Source organism: Sphingomonas sp. T1, assembly GCF_902506585.1.
In the GTDB taxonomy this organism is placed as follows: Bacteria; Pseudomonadota; Alphaproteobacteria; order Sphingomonadales; family Sphingomonadaceae; genus Sphingomonas; species Sphingomonas aerolata.
On record NZ_LR733875.1, the window covers coordinates 2,603,469 to 2,622,184 of the forward strand.

Annotated in this window: 18 protein-coding genes and 1 tRNA gene; 10 read left to right on the forward strand and 9 right to left on the reverse strand. The window is 68.4% G+C overall.

Going from position 1 to position 18,716, the window contains the following annotated elements; all coding sequences use genetic code 11:
* Positions 1-2: 2 nt before the first annotated feature.
* Complete coding sequence (locus GV027_RS11755; protein ID WP_031396398.1) at positions 3-542, forward strand: SixA phosphatase family protein; 540 nt, start codon at positions 3-5, stop codon at positions 540-542.
* Between the two features lie 18 nt (positions 543-560).
* Here the strand turns inward: GV027_RS11755 and GV027_RS11760 are convergent, their stop codons facing one another.
* Positions 561-1,085, reverse strand: coding sequence for a YceD family protein (locus GV027_RS11760; RefSeq protein ID WP_159511986.1), 525 nt, complete (start codon positions 1,083-1,085; stop codon positions 561-563).
* Entirely contained in the window at positions 1,082-1,588 is a 507-nt protein-coding gene (locus GV027_RS11765) for a ubiquinol-cytochrome C chaperone family protein (protein WP_107931007.1), read from the reverse strand. Before GV027_RS11765 ends, GV027_RS11760 begins: the two co-directional genes overlap by 4 nt.
* Positions 1,589-1,717: 129 nt before the next feature.
* On the opposite strand from GV027_RS11765, the gene GV027_RS11770 reads away from it, so the two are divergent.
* The 4 genes from GV027_RS11770 to GV027_RS11785 are packed head-to-tail and all read left to right on the forward strand — an operon-like array spanning position 1,718 to position 6,134.
* A complete protein-coding gene (locus tag GV027_RS11770) occupies positions 1,718-2,227 on the forward strand; it encodes an outer membrane protein assembly factor BamE (RefSeq protein WP_031396395.1) in 510 nt (169 codons plus the stop codon).
* A gap of 57 nt (positions 2,228-2,284) precedes the next feature.
* Positions 2,285-3,859: a lysine--tRNA ligase gene (locus GV027_RS11775; protein ID WP_159511987.1), complete on the forward strand. Its 1,575-nt coding sequence runs from the start codon at positions 2,285-2,287 to the stop codon at positions 3,857-3,859.
* 24 nt (positions 3,860-3,883) lie between these two features.
* Positions 3,884-4,888, forward strand: a complete 1,005-nt coding sequence (locus GV027_RS11780) for a histone deacetylase family protein (protein WP_159511988.1) — start codon at positions 3,884-3,886, stop codon at positions 4,886-4,888.
* On the forward strand, positions 4,860-6,134 hold the full coding sequence (locus GV027_RS11785) for an MFS transporter (RefSeq protein ID WP_159511989.1): 1,275 nt from the start codon (positions 4,860-4,862) through the stop codon (positions 6,132-6,134). Before GV027_RS11780 ends, GV027_RS11785 begins: the two co-directional genes overlap by 29 nt.
* Positions 6,135-6,137: 3 nt before the next feature.
* On the opposite strand, the gene GV027_RS11790 is transcribed toward GV027_RS11785, so the two are convergent.
* From GV027_RS11790 to gluQRS, 3 genes are read right to left on the reverse strand one after another with little or no spacing between them, the layout of a single operon-like run.
* On the reverse strand, positions 6,138-7,376 hold the full coding sequence (locus GV027_RS11790; RefSeq protein WP_159511990.1) for a dipeptidase: 1,239 nt from the start codon (positions 7,374-7,376) through the stop codon (positions 6,138-6,140).
* A 41-nt stretch (positions 7,377-7,417) separates the two neighbouring features.
* The gene (locus GV027_RS11795) at positions 7,418-8,173 is read right to left on the reverse strand and encodes an energy transducer TonB (protein ID WP_159511991.1); all 756 of its coding nucleotides are present in this window, start codon (positions 8,171-8,173) and stop codon (positions 7,418-7,420) included.
* Entirely contained in the window at positions 8,086-9,090 is a 1,005-nt protein-coding gene (gene gluQRS / locus GV027_RS11800) for a tRNA glutamyl-Q(34) synthetase GluQRS (protein ID WP_159511992.1), read from the reverse strand. Before gluQRS ends, GV027_RS11795 begins: the two co-directional genes overlap by 88 nt.
* 74 nt (positions 9,091-9,164) lie before the next feature.
* Between gluQRS and GV027_RS11805 the strand changes: the two genes are divergently transcribed.
* From GV027_RS11805 to ppc, 3 genes are all read left to right on the forward strand, one after another.
* Positions 9,165-9,731 carry an HNH endonuclease gene (locus GV027_RS11805; RefSeq protein WP_031440448.1) on the forward strand — a complete coding sequence of 189 codons (567 nt, stop codon included), beginning with the start codon at positions 9,165-9,167 and terminating at the stop codon, positions 9,729-9,731.
* 37 nt (positions 9,732-9,768) lie between these two features.
* A complete protein-coding gene (locus GV027_RS11810) occupies positions 9,769-10,146 on the forward strand; it encodes an EF-hand domain-containing protein (protein WP_056409745.1) in 378 nt (125 codons plus the stop codon).
* A 105-nt stretch (positions 10,147-10,251) separates the two neighbouring features.
* On the forward strand, positions 10,252-12,945 hold the full coding sequence (gene ppc / locus GV027_RS11815; protein ID WP_159511993.1) for a phosphoenolpyruvate carboxylase: 2,694 nt from the start codon (positions 10,252-10,254) through the stop codon (positions 12,943-12,945).
* A 94-nt stretch (positions 12,946-13,039) separates the two neighbouring features.
* On the opposite strand, the gene GV027_RS11820 is transcribed toward ppc, so the two are convergent.
* From GV027_RS11820 to GV027_RS11830, 3 genes are all read right to left on the reverse strand, one after another.
* Positions 13,040-13,438, reverse strand: a complete 399-nt coding sequence (locus tag GV027_RS11820) for an acyl-CoA thioesterase (protein ID WP_201302615.1) — start codon at positions 13,436-13,438, stop codon at positions 13,040-13,042.
* Positions 13,435-13,998, reverse strand: a complete 564-nt coding sequence (locus GV027_RS11825) for a DedA family protein (protein ID WP_159511995.1) — start codon at positions 13,996-13,998, stop codon at positions 13,435-13,437. Before GV027_RS11825 ends, GV027_RS11820 begins: the two co-directional genes overlap by 4 nt.
* 231 nt (positions 13,999-14,229) lie before the next feature.
* Positions 14,230-16,317: a S9 family peptidase gene (locus GV027_RS11830; protein WP_236559192.1), complete on the reverse strand. Its 2,088-nt coding sequence runs from the start codon at positions 16,315-16,317 to the stop codon at positions 14,230-14,232.
* A 258-nt stretch (positions 16,318-16,575) separates the two neighbouring features.
* Here GV027_RS11830 and GV027_RS11835 point away from each other — a divergent pair, with 258 nt between their 5' ends.
* The gene (locus GV027_RS11835; RefSeq protein ID WP_159511997.1) at positions 16,576-18,387 is read left to right on the forward strand and encodes an aminopeptidase P family protein; all 1,812 of its coding nucleotides are present in this window, start codon (positions 16,576-16,578) and stop codon (positions 18,385-18,387) included.
* Positions 18,388-18,392: 5 nt separating this feature from the next.
* On the opposite strand, the gene GV027_RS21255 is transcribed toward GV027_RS11835, so the two are convergent.
* Entirely contained in the window at positions 18,393-18,542 is a 150-nt protein-coding gene (locus tag GV027_RS21255; RefSeq protein WP_201302616.1) for a hypothetical protein, read from the reverse strand.
* A gap of 89 nt (positions 18,543-18,631) precedes the next feature.
* On the opposite strand from GV027_RS21255, the gene GV027_RS11840 reads away from it, so the two are divergent.
* Positions 18,632-18,706, forward strand: a tRNA-Thr gene (locus tag GV027_RS11840).
* Positions 18,707-18,716: the final 10 nt, after the last annotated feature.

Sequence of the window (18,716 nt, forward strand, 5' to 3'; positions counted from 1 at the left end):
CCATGAAGACGCTGACGCTGCTGCGCCATGCCAAGTCGGGCTGGGACGACACGGTCTCGCGCGATTTCGACCGGCCGCTGAACGCCAAGGGCCGCCGCGCCGCGACGATCATCGGGCGGCAGATGCGCACGCTGTCGCTCGCGTTCGACCATGTCGTCGCCTCGCCCGCGGTCCGTGTCGTCGAGACGCTCGACGAGATCGTCGCGGGCTATGGACGCACGCTGGCACCCGACTGGGACCGGCGACTGTATCTGGCGTCGGCGGGGACGATTCTCGACCTCGTCCGCGATCTGCCGCGCGGCGTCGATCGCGCGCTGGTGATCGGGCATAATCCGGGGCTTGAGGATCTCGTCCTGTTGCTGACCCCAGACGTGACCCACCCGTTCCGCGACGCGGTCGAGGACAAATATCCGACCGCAAGTCTTGCCGAGCTGCAGTTCGACATCGACGACTGGGACGATCTGACGAGCGGATCGGCGCGGTTCACCCGCTTCGTCCGGCCGCGCGATCTCGATCCGACGCTGGGGCCCGACGCGGACTGACGCGTCGGGCCGGACTCGTCAGCCCTTGCCCTCGAGCTGGGCCTTCAGCCCCGAAAACGCGTTGACCGGCTGATATTCATCTTCGCTGATCACCCCGGCGGCGCGCAGTGCGGCCGCGGCATTGGGGCCGCGGGGAAAGGGATCGAGCGCGAGCGCGAGCGTCTCGGCCGCCGCTTCCCCCAGATCGACCGCACCGCCATCGATCGGCACAGTGTCGAGCGCATCGTCCGACAATTCGATCTCGCCGTCGACCGCGCCGAAATCATCAACGAAGCGCAGCGCGACGGGTTCGTCGATCGTCGCGGTGAGCGGTTCGTCGGTCACCGAACAGGCCTGCACGACCTTTGCCGTCACATGTCCCTTGGCGACGATCCCACTCGTATCGCGTCGGATCGTGAAGTGCGCCTCGAGCAAGTCGACGGACAGGATCGCAAACCGTGCGGCAAGCTTGCGGCGTTCCTCGGGCGTTGCGGCGAAGGTCACGCTGCGATCGCGCTCGCCAATCGTGTCGAGTCGCTCGGGGCGGCTGAATTCGGGGGTCATGGCAGCTCTCCGGCGAGTAAGGTTGATAGCGGGACACCGGCGAGTGCGGCGTGGAAGTCGGTGAGTGCCGTGCGGACATGCGCGAGCGCGGGGGGCGCGGGCGGATCACCGCGATAGAGGTTGCGGACCAGCGGTCCGTCGAGATCACCGGCCGCGAGCCCGTCGCGATAGGCACCAAGCCGCCCGCCGAGCATGCTCATCATCCGGCCGATATGCTTGCCGACGATGATGTCGCCGATCCCGAGCTCACGAAGCTGCCCGTCCATGTCGTCGACGAAGCGTTCCGCGAGTCGCGCGGCGGGCTCACCACCCGATGGCTCCGATTCCATCCGCAGCATGACGAGCGCGAGCACCGCGGCGATCATGTCGAAGCGGCCGTCGACCGTGTCGGGCACCTGCCCGTCGCGATACCAGTGCTCCGCGCGCGCGCGCTGCACGACCGCGGTATAAAGTGGCAGCGCCTCGTCGTGCTTCTCGCCCAATAGCCTGCCGAACCAGCCCAAATCCTGTCGCCTTCCCGTCGCCAATGCGCGGCGGCTTGTTTGCCTGCGCAACCTCGCATATCGAGGCGATCCGCGGCCGATGCAATCGTGCTGCCGCCAGTATCGCGTGACCCCGCCCCGGGAGAGTATATGAGCGTCCTTTCATTCCGCCTGACACGCCGTACGGCCAGCGTCGCGGCGCTCGCGCTCGTCGGCCTGACGAGCGCAGGCTGCACGCAGCTTCGCTCGCATCAGGGCTATGTGGTCGATGTCGACCTCGTCAACTCGGTCCAGCCTGGCGTCGACAACCGTCAGTCGGTGCTCCAGACGCTCGGCAAGCCGACGCTCGCGGGACAGTTCGACCAGGGCGACTGGTATTATCTGGCGCGCGACAGCCGCAACCTGGCGTTCCGCAACCCGCGCCCGAACGCGCAGATCACGCTGCAGATCAGCTTCGACCAGCAGGGCACCGTCACCGCGATCCGTCGCGGCGGGCTCGATCAGGTCGCGTCGATCAGCCCCGATGGCAAGACGACGCCGACGCTGGGTCGCCAGCGCGGCTTCTTCCAGGATCTGTTCGGCAATATCGGCTCGGTCGGTGCCCCCGGCACGGGCGGCGGCGGTGGCGCCAATACGGGTACGGGCCGCACGCGGCCCTAACGCTACCGGGCGGTCGCGGACTTTGCAGACTCGTACCTTCGCGCTAGGGCGCGGGGCATGACCGACGAGCTCCGCACCGCCGCCCTGGAATCCAAAGCCTGGCCGTATGAGGAGGCGCGCAAACTCCTCAAGCGCTATCCGCAGGGCAAGCAGGGCGCGCCGATCCTGTTCGAAACCGGCTATGGCCCGTCGGGCCTGCCGCATATCGGCACATTCAACGAAGTGCTGCGCACGACGATGGTGCGCAACGCCTTCCATGCACTGAGCGATACGCCGACCCGGCTGATTGCGTTTTCGGACGACATGGACGGGTTGCGCAAGGTGCCCGACAACGTCCCCAATGGCGACATGCTGCGCGAGCATCTCGGCAAGCCGCTGACCCAGATCCCCGATCCGTTCGGCACGCATTCGAGCTTTGCCGCGCATAACAACGCGATTCTGCGCGAATTCCTCGATCGCTACGGCTTCGATTACGAGTTCGCGTCGTCGACTGACTATTACACGAGCGGGCGTTTCGACGAGGCGCTGAAGGGGGTGCTGCGGCATTTCCAGGGCATCCAGGACGTGATGCTGCCGACGCTCCGCGCCGAGCGCCGCGCGACCTATTCACCGGTGCTGCCGATCTCGCCCACCAGCGGCATCGTGCTGCAGGTGCCGATCGAGGTGATCGATGCCGAGGCGGGCCTGATCGCGTTCGACGATGAAGGCCAACGCATCGAGCAGTCGGTGCTGGGCGGCAAGGCCAAGCTCCAGTGGAAGGTCGACTGGGCGATGCGCTGGGTCGCGCTCGGCGTCGATTACGAGATGGCGGGCAAGGACCTGATCGATTCGGTGACCCAGTCGTCGAAGATCGCGCGCGTACTCGGCGGCCGCCCGCCCGAGGGCTTCAACTACGAGATGTTCCTCGACGAGAATGGCGAGAAGATCTCGAAGTCCAAGGGCAATGGCCTCAGCCTCGACCAGTGGCTGACCTATGGCCCGCAGGAATCGCTGGCGTTCTACGCGTATCGCGAGCCGAAGAAGGCGAAGTCGTTGCATATGGGCGTGATCCCGCGCGCGGTGGACGAATATTGGCAGTTCCGCGGCAATTATGCCGGCCAGGACCTGAAGCAGAAGCTCGGCAATCCGGTGCATCACATCCATGACGGCAAGCTCCCCGAGGGCGAGTTGCCGGTGACGTTCGGGCTGCTGCTCAACCTCGTCGGCGTGATGGGCGATGCGAGCAAGGCGCAGGTCTGGGGCTATCTGGCGAACTATGTCCCCGATGCGTCGGCGGAGAGCTATCCCGAGCTCGACAAGCTGATCGACCATGCGCTGGCGTACGGCCGCGATTTTGTCGCGCCGACGCTCAAGCGGCGTGCGCCCGAAGGGGTCGAGATCGCGGCGCTCGAACGGCTCGATGCCGAACTCGCCGCGCTGCCCGCCGATGCGAGCGCGGAGGATGTGCAGAACATCGTCTACGAGATCGGCAAGACCGGCGGGTTCGAGACCCTGCGCGACTGGTTCAAGGCGCTGTACGAGACGCTGCTCGGCTCCGAACAGGGACCGCGGATGGGCAGTTTCATCGCGCTGTACGGGATCGACAATTCGCGCAAGCTGATCGCGGAGGCGCTCGCCCGCCCCGCTGCCTGACATCTCTGACAAGGTAACAGACCGATGCGCATGTTCTTCGACGATCGGCAGCGGGCGCATGCGCCGACGCAGGAGCTGCACAATGGCGGCTTCACGGCCTATGCGGAGATGCCCGCGCGGGTCGATGCGATCCTGGCGGCGCTGGGGCCGGTCGAGACACCGGCAGATCGCGGCGAGACGGCGATCCTCGCGGTGCATTCGCCGGCCTATGTCGCGTTCCTGAAGGACGCGGCGCGTTTGTGGCGCGAGGCGGGGCGAATGGGCGATGCGATACCTTATGCGTTTCCGATTCGCGGGCGGCGACCGCTCGACCTGACGCGGATCGATGCGCTGATCGGGGCGCACAGCTTCGATGCGACGACGCCGATCACCCCCGACAGCTGGGCCGCCTCCTATGGCAGCGCGCAGTCCGCGCTGGCCGCGACGCACGCGGTGCTGGAGGGCGACGGCGCGGCGTTCGCACTGTGCCGGCCGCCCGGCCATCATGCGGGCGCGGACTATTGCGGCGGCTATTGCCATCTCAACACCGCGGCGATCGCGGCACAGGCGGCGCGCGACGCGGGTGTCGCACGCGTCGCGATCCTCGACATCGACTATCATCACGGCAACGGCACGCAGGACATCTTCTACGACCGCGGCGATGTGTTCTACGCCTCGGTCCATGCCGATCCCCGGACCGACTATCCGTTCTTCTGGGGGCATGCGGACGAGACGGGGGATGGCGACGGTCGCGGTGCGACGCTCAACCTGCCTTTGCCCCACGGCACGACGATCGACGCGTTTCGCGCAGCGCAGACGACCGCGCTCGACGCGATCGCGGCGTTCGATCCCGGGCTGCTCGTCGTCAGCTTCGGCGCCGATACGTGGGAGGGGGATCCGATCTCGCACTTTTCGCTGACCACGCCCGATTATGCGGTGCTCGCGCGCGATATCGCGGCGCGCGGCTGGCCGACTGCGATCGTCATGGAGGGCGGCTATGCGGTCGATGCGCTCGGCCACAATGTCGACAGCTTCCTGCGGGGATTCTGACATTTCAGGGACGGGGATCGCGGCGGGCACGCCGGCCTATCGGGGGCTGACGCTGGCGATGTTGTTCGCGGGGTTCTCGACCTTCTCGCTGCTCTATTCGGTGCAGCCCTTGCTGCCGTCGTTCGCCGCGCAGTTCGGGCTGAGCGCGGAGGCGGCGTCGCTTGCGGTCTCGCTCGCGACGGGGCCGCTCGCGATCGGAATCCTGTTCGCAGGCCTTGTGTCCGACCGGCTCGGGCGGCGGCCGCTGATGATCGCGGCGATGTTTGCAGCGGGTGCACTGACGCTCGCGACCGCGCTGGTGCCGGGGTGGAGCGGGTTGCTCGTGCTGCGCTTCCTGACCGGGCTCGCGCTCGCTGGAGTGCCGGCGGTGGCGATGGCCTATGTCGCCGAGGAGGTCGATTCGGCGTCGGTGGGCGGTGCGATGGGGCTGTATATCGCGGGCAGCGCGATTGGCGGGATGGGCGGGCGGCTGGTCGCGAGCCTGGTTGCCGATTTCGGCGGCTGGCGGTTCGCGATCGCCGCGGTCGGGGTCGCGGGGCTGGCGATGGCCGAAGCGTTTCGCCGGCTCGCCCCGCCGTCGCGCAACTTCCATCCCAGCGCGGGCCGCCCGGCGGCGCTGGTCCGCGATGCGCGCGCGCTGTTCGCGGACCGGGCGATGCCGCTGCTGTATCTCGAGGCGTTCCTGCTGATGGGGGTGTTCGTCACCGTCTACAATTATGCAGGATTCCGGCTGATGGGGCCGCCTTACGGGCTCAGCCAGTCGGCGGTCGGCGCGGTGTTCCTGCTCTATGTCCTCGGGTCGATCAGCTCGGCGCGGTTCGGGACGCTCGCCGGCAGGCTGGGGCGGCGGACGATCTTCTGGGTGCCGGTGGTGGTGCTGATCGGCGGTGTCGCGCTGACCGCGATGCAGCCGCTGGCGCTGGTGATCGCCGGGATCGCGGTGGTGACGATCGGCTTTTTCGGCGCGCATTCGATCGCGAGCGCGTGGGTCGGGCGGCGGGCACAGAGCGTCGCGGGCGGTGGCGCGCGCGGGCAGGCGGCTGCGTTCTATCTTTTCTTCTATTATATGGGGTCGAGCGTGCTGGGCTCGGCGGGCGGGTTCGCGTGGACGCATGCCGGCTGGCCCGGCGTGACGGGCTTTTGCCTGGTCGTTGGCGGTGCGGCGCTGGCGATCGGCCTGAGGCTGCGCGCGGTGCCACCATTGCGGATCGAGCCGGTGGCAGCACCGCGGATGCCGGTGCCCTGAACCTCAGCGCGAGGCGATATCGATCGCGTCGCCCGGCGGCAGCGCGGACAGCGACCGCGCGACCGCGTCGGTGGCATCCATGACGCGGAGCATGTTGCCGCCAGCGAGCCTGGCCATGTCGGCATCGCTCCAGCCGCGGCGCGCGAGTTCGGCGAACAGCAGCAGATAGCCGTCGACGCCCGTCATCCCCTCGGGCCCGGTACCGTTGATGCCGTCATAATCGCCGCCGAGGCCGACATGATCGCGGCCAGCCACCCGCGCGATATGCTCGACATGATCCGCAACGGTCGCGGCGGTGACACGCGGTTCGGGATGGTCGCGATCCCAGGCAAGCAGCGGACCGGGCGCGCGGGCGCCATAGATGTTGGCGGGCACGTACTCGCGCTTGGCAAAAGCGGTCCGGTCGGCATCCCAGGCCCGCCACGCGGTTGAGACGAAGGCGGGGTAGAAATTGACCATGACGATCCCGCCGTTCGCGCCGATCGCGGCGAGCAGGTCGTCAGGAATGTCGCGCGGTGCGTCGGTCAGCGCGCGGGCGCTGGAATGCGAGGCCATCACCGGTGCCCTGGCGACGGCGAGGACTGCGCGCATCGTCGCGTCGGAGACGTGGCTGACATCGACGATCATGCCGATCCGGTTCATCTCGGCGACGACCGCGCGGCCGAAATCGGTGAGCCCGTTCGCGCGCGGCGCATCGGTCGAACTGTCCGCCCAGTTCAGGCTCTTGCCGTGCGTCAGCGTCATGTAACCGACGCCGAGCGCGCGGTACTGGCGCAGCACGGAGAGGCGCCCGTCGATCTGGTGCCCGCCCTCGACCCCGATCAGCGACGCGATCCGCCCCGCCTTCTCGATCCGGCGAATATCGGCGGCGCTGGTCGCGCGTTCGAGCGCGGCAGGGTTCGCGGCGACGAACCGGCGGACGATGTCGATCTGTTCGAGCGTCATCTCGACCGCGCGCGGACCGGTCGTGTCGGCGGGGATCCACACCGACCAGAATTGCGCGCCGACGCGGCCCTTGCGCAGGCGGGGAATGTCCGTCTGAAGCGGGCGCGTGTCCTTGGCGAGATCGAGCGATTCGACTCTGGCGCCGTGCACGTCACGGATTTCCCAGGCGAGGTCGTTATGGCCGTCGATCACCGGGGTTTTCCGGAGCACCCGGTCGACGCGCGCGGCGATACGCGGATCGGGGGCGACGGGCACCGCGCTTGCCTGTGCGGCGATCAGGAGCAGGGCGGTGATCATGCCGCGCCATCGTGCCCGCCGCGTCGGGCGGCGGCAAGGGATCAGTCGTCGTCCTCGGGGGGGCCGAGTTCGTTGACCCATTCCTGATTGTGGACGACGGTCGAGCGGACCGGGCGCCCTGCGGCATCGAGCCAGGGGCGATAGCGAAAGCGCAGCTTGATCAGCCGGCAGGTGGTCGCGTCGAGCACTGCATTGCCGCTCGAGCGCGTGATGCTGCACCCGGTGACGCGGCCGTTCGTCTCGACGGTGTAGCGGACACCGACCACGCCACCCGCGCCGATGATCGCCTCCGCATTGGGGAAGTCCCTGTTCCGGAACCGCCCCTTCAACAGCCGCGGCGGGCTCTCGTCACCGCCATCGCCGTCGCCGTCGCCATAACGGCCGCTGCCCGTACCGTTGCCCTCACCGCCCGCGCCGGTGCCGGGCCCCGGGACCGGCGCGGCGCCGGTCGTCGCCGCACTGCCGACGCCGGGCTTGAGCGCGGCGACGATCGGCGGCGGGATGACGGGTGGGACGATCGGGATGGGCGCGACGAGTTCGGTCGCCTTTGACCGGAAATTGGCGGGTGATGCGGCGCCTTCGGGCCGGTGGCTCTTCGCCGGGCGGGGTACGACTTTTTCTAATGGCGGCGGCGGGGGCGGCGGCCCGACCGCGAAGGTCTTGAGCGCGTCGGGGATCGCCGACGGGAGGCTGACGCCGAGGCCGAGGATCAGCGCATAGCCCAATGCTGCACACAGGGCAGCGGCGCCGGCGGCGGACAGGATCCGGTCGCGCGGATGGGATTGGACGCCGTACATGGTTGATATCTGGGGAGGATGGCGCGGGGCGGCAAGCGTTCGGGCCGCGGCGCTGTCCGGGGGTCCCCCGCCAGCATTGCCCGCACCCCCGCCGCAACCGCGAGCCCGTCCTCCCCCCGTTCGCGCATCGCCGCGAGCGAGGGCGCGCCGGTGCGCTTGGCCAGCCGCGCGCCATCCGCCCCCAGCATCAGCGGATGATGGTGATAACGCGGCGTCGGCAGCCCGAGCAGCGCCTGCAACAGCCGGTGCACGTCGGTCGCCGCGAACAGGTCGTCGCCGCGCACCACGTCGGTGACGCCCTGCGCCGCATCGTCGAGCGTCACCGCGAGATGATAGCTGGCGGGCGCATCCTTGCGTGCGAGCACCACATCGCCCTGCGCCACCGGGTCGGCACGCACCCTCCCCGCCCGCGCATCCACCCAGTCGAGCGGTCCCGTGACGCTAAGCGCCGCCGCCATGTCGAGCCGCCAGCAATGCGCCTCCCCCATCCGCGCCGCGACCTCGGCGGGCGCCAGCCGCCGGCACGTTCCCGGATAGACCGCGCCCTCGCCCTCATGCGGCGCCGACAGGCTCGCCGCGATCTCCGCGCGCGTACAGAAACACGGATAGAGCAGCCCGCGCGCGTTCAATCCGCCGAGTGCGGCCTGATAGGATGCGAGCCGCGCCGACTGGTAGGACAGATCGTCCCAGTCCAGCCCCAGCCAGCGCAGATCCTCCACGATTCCCGCGACATGCTCGGGCCGGCTGCGGCCCATGTCGATATCCTCGATCCGCAGCAGGAACCGCCCGCCCCGCGCCCGCGCAAAGTCGTGCGCGCGGATCGCCGACAGCGCGTGGCCAAGGTGCAGCCGCCCGGTCGGACTGGGCGCGAACCGCGTCGTGACGAATTCCGCGCTGTTCACTGGACTTGACCCCATGTCCCGCGCCGTGCTGTCATGACCCTGTCATGCCGGTGCGCGAAAGCGCGTCCGGGACTTTTGTGGGAGGAGCCGTGTTTCACCCCGACCTGATACGCCACCCGGATGGATGTCCGGCGCTCGTGCTCAACGCCGATTATACGCCGCTCTCCTATTATCCGCTCAGCGTCTGGCCCTGGCAGACCGCCGTGAAGGCCGTCTTCCTCGATCGCGTCGATATCGTCGCCAATTACGAACGCGAGGTGCGCAGCGCGAGCTTCGCGCTCAAGCTCCCGTCGGTGATCGCGCTCAAGCAATTCGTCAAACCGTCGCAATTTCCCGCCTTCACCCGTTTCAACCTGTTCCTGCGCGACAAGTTCACCTGCCAATATTGCGGCAAGCTGCGCGATCTCACCTTCGACCATGTCATTCCCCGCGCGCAAGGCGGGCGGACCACCTGGGAAAATGTCGTCACCGCCTGTGCGCCGTGCAACCTCAAAAAGGGCGGGCGCACCCCGCGTCAGGCGGCGATGCCGCTCCATCTCGAGCCGATCCGCCCGACCAACTGGCATCTGCACGAACATGGCCGCAGCTTCCCGCCGAATTATTTGCACGAAACCTGGCATGATTGGCTCTACTGGGACATTGAACTCGAAGCGTGACCGTCCGGCCGCGCAGCATTGTGCGGGAGACGGGTCGATGCGGGTGATGATGGGTGTGATCGCGGCGGGACTGATCGTCGCAGGGTGCGGCGACAAGGACGCGCAGCGCGCAGAGGCGGATGCCGGCGCGGTCGGCTTCGTCCCCCCCTCGGTCACCTCGCGGCTCGATTTCGGCGCCAGCATGGAACGGCGCTTCCGCACGCTCGACCGCAACGCCGATGATCGCATCACCAAGGACGAGCTGCCCTCCCCCAATGCGCGGATCAAGGCGTTCGACCGCAACAAGGACGGCGTGATCACCGAAGTCGAGTGGAGCGAGGGCACGTTGCGATGGTTCGACCGGATGGACCTGAACCACGACGGCACCGTCACCTCCGAAGAGCGCGCCGAAGCCCGCAAGCGCGAGGGGCGGTGATCGCCTGTAACTTTATGTCCTGACCGCACGCCTTCAGGCGCGGATTTCATCGCCGATTGCGGGTTCGGCGGTTGACCTGATCCCTGTCGCAGCGCAGCAAGGCGCATGGCCAGTCTTCCCGCAATCGCGAACAATTCCGACATCCGTTTCCTCGGCACGCTGCTCGGCGACGTCATCCGCAGCTATGGCGGGCCGCGTCTGTTCGAGGCGACCGAGACGATCCGCAAGGCCTCGGTCGAGCGTCACCGCGGCCTCGCCGAGGGACGGACCGACGATCATGCCGCGGTCGATCTCAGCCTCGAAAAGCTCAGCCTCGACGAGACGCTCGATTTCGTCCGCGGCTTCATGCTGTTCTCGATGCTCGCCAATCTCGCCGAGGACCGGCAGGGGATCGCGGCAGAGCATGGCGCCGACCTCGCCTCCGCGATTGCGCAGCTCGAAGCCGAGGGGATCGACCGGACGCAGGTCCGCGCGCTGCTCGACCATGCGCTGATCGTCCCCGTGCTCACCGCGCACCCGACCGAGGTGCGGCGCAAGAGCATGATCGACCACCGCAACCGCATCGCCGAGCTGCTCGCGCTGCGCGATGCGGGTCGCGACACCACCCCCGATGGCGACCGGGTCGACGACGCGATCCTGCGCCAGATCGCATTGCTGTGGCAGACGCGCGTGCTGCGCCGCGACCGGCTCTACGTCACCGACGAGGTCGATACCGCGCTCAGCTATCTGCGCGACGTCTTCCTCCCCGCCTTGCCCGCGCTCTATCAGCGCTGGGACCGCGCGCTCGGCGAACGCACGCCAAGCTTCCTCAAGCCCGGCAGCTGGATCGGCGGCGACCGCGACGGCAACCCCTATGTCACCGCCGATTCGCTCAAGACCGCGCTCGCCCGCGCGAGCGAGGCGGTGCTCGGCTATTATTGCCAGGCGGTCCACGCGCTCGGCGCCGAGCTGTCGATCTCGACCGAGCACGCCGTCGCCGACCCCGCGGTCGAGGCGCTGGCTGCGGCAAGCGGCGACGACGCCACCAGCCGCGCCGACGAACCCTATCGCCGCGCCTTGTCGGGGATCTATGCGCGCCTCGCCGCGACGCAGCAGAAACTGACCGGCAAGGCCGCGCCGCGCCCCGGCCGCCTCACCGGCGCCCCCTATGCGAGCCCCGCCGATCTGCGCGCCGATCTCGTCACGCTCGCGCACGGGCTCGGCACCGCGCTCAAGACCGGCGGCGCGCTCGGCCGGCTGATCCGCGCGGTCGAGACGTTCGGCTTCCACCTCGCCACGCTCGACCTGCGCCAGAACAGCGCGGTCCACGAGCGCGTCGTCGCCGAACTGCTCAAGGTGTCGGGCGTCGAGCCGGACTATCTCGCGCTCGACGAGGACGCGCGCGTCGCGCTGCTCCGCCGCGAACTTGCCAATGCGCGTCCGCTCACCACCCGCTTTGCCGCCTATAGCGACGAGACCGCGGGCGAGCTCGCCATCCTCCAGGCCGCCGCCGACGCGCATGCCGCCTATGGCCCCGCCTGCATCACCAACTACATCGTCTCGATGGCGCAGTCGGTCAGCGACCTGCTCGAGGTGAATTTGCTGCTCAAGGAGGTCGGGCTCTACCGCCCCGGCGACACGCCGACCGCCGCGATCATGGCGGTGCCGCTGTTCGAGACGATCGGCGATCTCGAGGCCGCGCCCGCGGTCATGACCGCCTGGTTCGCGCTGCCCGAGATCGCGACGATCGCCAAGGCGCGCGGTCATCAGGAGGTGATGATCGGCTATTCGGACAGCAACAAGGATGGCGGCTACCTCACCTCCACCTGGCAATTGTCCAAGGCCTCGACCGCGCTCAGGCCCGTGTTCGAGCAGGCAGGCGTCGGCATGCAGCTGTTCCACGGCCGTGGCGGCGCGGTCGGGCGCGGCGGCGGCTCGGCCTTCGCGGCGATCCGCGCCCAGCCCGGTGGCACCGTGCAGGGCCGCATCCGCATCACCGAACAGGGCGAGGTGATCGCTGCCAAATACGGCACGCGCGACGCCGCGATGACCAATCTCGAGGCGATCGCCTCGGCGACCCTGCTCGCCAGCCTCGAACCCGAACGCCTGTCGACCGCCGACACCACGCGCTTCTGCGCCGCGATGGACTGGCTCAGCGACACCGCGTTCCACAGCTATCGCGACCTCGTCTACGGCACTGTCGGCGGCGACGAGCGCGGCTTTCGCACCTTTTTCCGCCAGATGACGCCGATCGCCGAGATCGCCGGGCTCAAGATCGGCAGCCGTCCCGCCAGCCGCACCAAGTCCGACCGGATCGAGGATCTGCGCGCCATCCCCTGGGTGTTCAGCTGGGCGCAGGCGCGCGTCATGCTCCCCGGCTGGTACGGCGTCGGCCAGGCGCTCGCCGGGTTCGACGACAAGGCGCTGCTGCGCGACATGGCGCAGGGCTGGCCGCTCTTCGCCTCCGCGCTCGCCAATCTGGAGATGGTGCTGGCCAAGTCCGACATGGCGATCGCCGCACGCTATGCCGGGCTGGTCGAGGATCCGGCGCTGCGCGACACCGTCTTCGGCCGGATCCGCGACGGCTGGCAGCAGACGCATGACGGGCTGCTCGACGCGACCGGCCAGTCGCGCCTGCTCGAGAAGCACCCCGCGCTCGAGGCGTCGATCCGCCTCCGCCTGCCCTATATCGAGCCGCTCAACCTGCTCCAGATCGAACTCATCAAACGCCGCCGCGCCGGCGAAGAGGATGCCCGTATCGGCGAAGGCATCCTCCTCTCGATCAACGCGATCGCCACCGGCCTGAGAAACTCAGGCTAATCTCCCTCTCCCCCCGGGGGAGAGGGAAGGGGCCCGCGGCCCTTGCCGCGGGAAGGGTGAGGGCCAGTGAGGCCAAAACCCTCACCCAAAATCCTCAGTCCGCCCCATCAAAGAACGGCGCGGCTATCTCCGGCCGCACCCGCAACAACCGCCCGCTCGCCCGGTCGAGCAGCGCCCAGGTCGTCACCGCGTCCAGCTTCACGCGCCCGTCGTCGCCGACGAACCGCACATGCCGGTCGAACCGCGCGCCCTTCGGCCCGCCCTCAACCCAGGTCTCGCCGGTCACCGTCTCGCCCGCGACCACGCTGCCGCGATAGTCGATCTCGTGCCGCGTCACGACCCATACATAGGCGGCCTTGTGCTCGGCGGGCGCGACCGCCTCCCAGTGCGCGGTCGCGATCCGCTGGATCCACTGGACCCAGACCGCATTGTTGACGTGCCCCAGCTCGTCGATATCCGCCTCGGCCGCGGTGATCGTCATCGTGAAGGTCATGCGCTGCGCTCCCGCCATTTTCGCCACGCGAACCAGCCGCCGCCGACCGCCAGCAGCGCCGCCGCGCCGAACAGGATCAGCCGCCCGGTGTCGATCCGCCCCAGCATCTCCTCGATGACGTTGCCGAACGCATCGCCGATCGCGCTGAACACACAGCCCCACACGATCGCCGCGGCGAGGTTCACCGCCAGGAACAGGCGCTGCGAAATCCGGCTCGTCCCGATCGCGATCGGGCTGACCGTGCGGATCCCGTAGACGAAGCGATAGGCGAAGATGAACCGCCGCGGATAGCGTTCGAGCAGGTCGATCGCGCGCGCATAGGCCGACCGCCGCCGGATCGCCGCAACGGGGCGCGATTCGCGGAAATACCGCCCGCCCGCAAAGAACAGCTGGTCCGCAACGAACGACCCGATCACCGCCGCCGCCATCGCGCCCGCCAGCGACACCAGCCCCTGATGCGCCAGCACCCCGCCCGTCACGACCGCCGCCTCCCCCTCGACCCCTGCCCCGAGAAAAATCGCCACGACGCCATAGCGCGCCACCAACGCCTCGATCGTCACGCGGCAAGCGACCTTTGTTCACGCGAAGGCGCGAAGGCGCGAAGATAAGGAGTTTTCACGCGGAGGCGCGGAGGACGCAGAGCAGAAAAGCACGACATTCCAACTATCTCCGCGCCTCCGCGCCTCCGCGCGAACCAATCTTCTTCGCGCCTTCGCGCGAATCAGCCTTCTTCGCGCCTTCGCGCCATCGCGTGAACACCCGCTTCTCGGCGGCGTCACGCGACCTAGGTCTCACCCAGCCACGCCCAATTGCCACAGCACGAACGCATGCTCCTCCGCCGCCTCGCGCAGCGATTCGAACCGGCCCGACTTGCCGCCATGCCCCGCGCCCATGTTCGTCTTGAGCAACAGGACATTGTCGTCGGTCTTCATCAGCCGCAGCTTGGCCGCCCATTTCGCCGGCTCCCAATAGGTCACGCGCGGATCGTTCAGCCCGCCGCTGATGAACATAGGCGGATAGGCCTGCGCCTTGACGTTGTCGTACGGCGAATAGGAGCGGATCAGCGCGAACGCCGCCGGATCCTCGATCGGATTGCCCCATTCGGGCCATTCCCCCGGCGTCAGCGGCAGCTCGGCGTCGAGCATCGTGTTGAGCACGTCGACAAACGGCACGTCGGCGATCACCGGGCCCCAGAGCTCGGGGTCGGAATTGACCACCGCCCCCATCAGCTCGCCACCCGCCGACCGCCCCGCGATCGCGATCCGCCCCGCCGAGGTCCACTTCGCGTCGACCAGCGCCTTTGCGACGTCGACGAAATCGTTGAACGTGTTCTCGCGCTTCTCCAGCTTGCCGTCGAGATACCATTGCTGGCCAAGGTCATCGCCGCCGCGGATGTGCGCGATCGCATAGGCAAAGCCGCGATCGAGCAGGCTCATCCGCCCGGTCGAGAAGCCCGGCGGGATCGCATAGCCGTAAGCGCCATAGGCATAGAGGAACACCGGCGCCGACCCGTCCCGCACGAACCCCGCCGGATAGACGATCGACACCGGAATCTCGGTCCCGTCGCGCGCGGTGATCTTCAGCCGCTCGGTCGCGTATTTCGCCGCGTCGTAACCGCTCGGGATCTCCTGCACCTTGAGCATCGTCCGCTCACCGGTATCGACGTCATAGTCGTACACCGTCCCCGGCGTGACCATCGACTCATAGCCGAGCCGCAGCACGGTCATGTCATATTCGGGATTATCGCCGAGCCCGGCGACATAGCTCGCCTCGGGAAACTCGATCCGCTTCCCCTCGGTCGGCGTCTCGTACCGGTGGATCGCGATCTGATCGAGCCCGTCCTCGCGCCCGTCGACCACGAAGAAGTCCTGATAGCACTCCACCCCGGTCATGTAGAAGGTCGGGCTGGCCGGGATCAGCTCGGTCCACGCGCCCGGCTCCTCGACCAGCGCGGTACACAGGCGGAAGTTGGGATCGACGTCGTTGGTGTGGATGAACAGCGTCCCGTCATGCTCGTCGACGTCATATTCGCGGCCCACTTTCCGCGCGGACACCAGGATCGGTACCGCCAGCGGCTCGTGCGCGGGCAGCAGGTAGATCTCGCTCGTCACATGGTCGCTCGTCGCGATCACGATCCACTTGCGCGAACTCGTCTCGCCGACGCCGACGCGGAAGCCCTCGTCCTCCTCGTGGAACAGCACGACGTCGTCGCTGATCGGCGTCCCCAGCCGGTGGAACCGCGCATTGTCGGTCCGCCACTGCTCGTTCGCCAGACCGTAGAGGAAGCCTGCATCGTCCGCGGTCCACACGATCTCGCTCAGCATGCCGGGGATGACGTCGGGCAGATGCTCGCCGGTGTTCAGGTCCTTGACCCGGACCTCGAACCGCTCGCTGCCATTGTCGTCGATCGCATAGGCGAGATAGCGCCCGTCATTGCTGACCGAGAACGCGCCGAGCCGGAAATATTCATGCCCCTCGGCCAGCGCCGGCTCGTCGAGCAGCAGCTCGTCGTCACCGCCCGCAACGGGCTTGCGCCACCATTTCTTGTACTGGCCGCCGGTCTCGTAGGCGGTCCAGTAAAGCCAGTCGCCGTCCTTTTGCGGGACCGAGGATTCGTCCTCCTTGATCCGCGCCTTCATCTCTTCGTACAAAGTGTCGGTCAGCGCCTTGTGCGGCGCCATCTGCGCCTCGAAATAGGCGTTCTCGGCGGCGAGATACGCCAGCACGTCCGCGTCATCGACCTCGGGATATTTGGGATCCTTCAGCCACGCATAGGGATCCTCGATCGTCACGCCATGCGCGGTAAAGCTGTGCGGCCGCTGCTCGGCACGCGGCGGTACGGAGGGGGTCTCGGGCGAAGCGATAGCAGGGGAATTCATGGTCATCCCCCCTGTTACCGCCCCGACGACCGGAAGCCAACGCACCACGCCCCCTCCCCGCAAGCAAACCCCGCTGTCCTACACGCCGCGTTTCTGTCACAATACGCGCCATGCCCCTCCCAAGGCCCTGTCCCGGCCCCAATCGCCCGCACACGCCCCGCCCGCGCGGCACCCGACAGGCACGCTGGACCTGACAACGCCGCATTTTTTGCTGCCAGCGTCTCAACATTCACAACATTCAGATCGACGAAAGCCCCGATGACCCGATCCAGCCCGACCCGACTCACCGCCCTGCGCGCCCATCTCGATGCCGCCGGCCTCGACGGCTTCGTCGTGCCGCTGACCGACGAGCATATGAGCGAATATGTCGGCGGCTATGCGCAGCGGCTCGGCTGGCTGACCGGCTTCCAGGGCTCGGCGGGCAGCGCCGCGGTGCTCGCCGACCGCGCCGCGATCTTCACCGATGGCCGCTACACGCTCCAGGTCCGCGAACAGGTCGATGGCGATCACTGGGAATACGCCCCCGTGCCGCAGACCAGTGTTGCCGCCTGGCTCGGCACCCACGTCGCCGAGGGCGCGCGGATCGGCTATGACGCGTGGCTGCACACCAGCGCCTGGGTCGCCGAAGCCAGCGCGATCCTCGCCGATCGCGGGGCTGAGCTCGTCGCGGTCGACGCCAACCCGATCGACGCGATCTGGACCGACCGCCCCGCGCCCTCGCCCGCCAGGATCACCATCCAGCCGGACACGTTCGCCGGCGCCTCGTCCGCCGAGAAGCGCGCGCGGATCGCCGACTGGCTCGCCGAACAGCGCGCCGACGCGGTCGTGCTGTCCGCGCTCGATTCGATCGCCTGGACGCTCAACATCCGCGGCGACGACGTCAGCCACACCCCCGTCGCGCTCAGCTATGCGATCGTCGGCGCCGACGGGACCACCGACCTGTTCGTCGCACCCGAAAAGCTCGACGACACCGTCCGCCAGCATCTCGGCAACGCGGTCCGCGTCCATAACCGCGCCGCGTTCCAGCCCGCGCTGCGCGACTTCGCAGGCAAGCGCGTCGCCGCCGACCCCGAACGCGCGGTCGCCGCGATTTCCGACGCACTGACCGCCGGCGGCGCCAAGGTGCTCGCGCTGCGCGATCCCGTCGTGCTCGCCAAGGCGCTCAAGAACCCGGTCGAGATCGCCGGCCACCGCGCCGCTTCGGTCCGCGACGGCGCCGCGCTCGCACGCTTCCTGCGCTGGGTCGAGACCGACTGCGCCGACGGCAGCCAGACCGAATTGTCCGCGACCGCGAAGCTGCTCGCCTTCCGCGAGGCGACCGGGCTGCTGAAGGACACCTCGTTCGACACGATCTCGGCGACCGGCGCGCACGGCGCCAGCCCGCACTACCACTGCACCGAGGAGTCGAACGTCCCCCTCGAGCCTGGCCAGCTCTATCTGGTCGATTCGGGCGGGCAATATGCCGACGGCACCACCGACGTGACGCGCGTCATGCCGATCGGCGCGCTGGCACCCGAACAGGGCAGGGAGATCCGCGACCGCTTCACCCGCGTGCTCAAGGGCCATATCGCGATCGCGACCGCGGTCTTCCCCGACGGCACGCTCGGCGGCCAGATCGACGCGTTCGCACGGCGTCCGCTCTGGGAGGCGGGGCTCGATTTCGCACACGGCACCGGCCACGGCATCGGCGCCTATCTGGCGGTGCACGAGGGGCCACAGCGGATCGCCTCGCCCAACTACCCCGGCGGCGCGGCGATGGAGCCGCTGCGTGCGGGCATGATGCTGTCGAACGAGCCCGGCTATTACAAGGCCGGCGAATACGGCATCCGGATAGAGAATCTGCTGCTGATCGAACCGCGCACGATTCCCGGCGCGGACCGCGCGATGCTCGGTTTCGAGACGCTGACCTTCTGCCCGATCGAGCGCACGCTGATCGAGCCGTCGCTGCTCACCCACCCCGAGCTCGCGTGGCTGAACGCCTATCACGCGGAGGTGCTGGACACGCTCTCGCCCGAAATGACCGGCGACGACCTCGCCTGGCTTCAGGCAAAATGCGCGCCGATCGGCTGACCGCCTCAGTCCACAGGCGGCTCGTCCGTAGGGGGAGCCGCGGCGGGCTCGACCGCCGCGGCACGCGCCTGCGCCTTGCGACGGCGCAGATTCTCGCGCAGCGCGGCGGCCATGCGGGCTGCTTTTTCCGCCGCTTTTTCATCGTTCGATTGCATAATAACGCCCTACATCGTCGCGCGACGCCTTGACAATCGCCCCGCCCTCGTCTCTTAGCCCCACTCCGCCGACAGCGATGTCGACGAGTGCTGCCGTAGCTCAGTGGTAGAGCGCATCCTTGGTAAGGCTGAGGTCGTGAGTTCAATCCTCACCGGCAGCACCAGCTTTTTTCA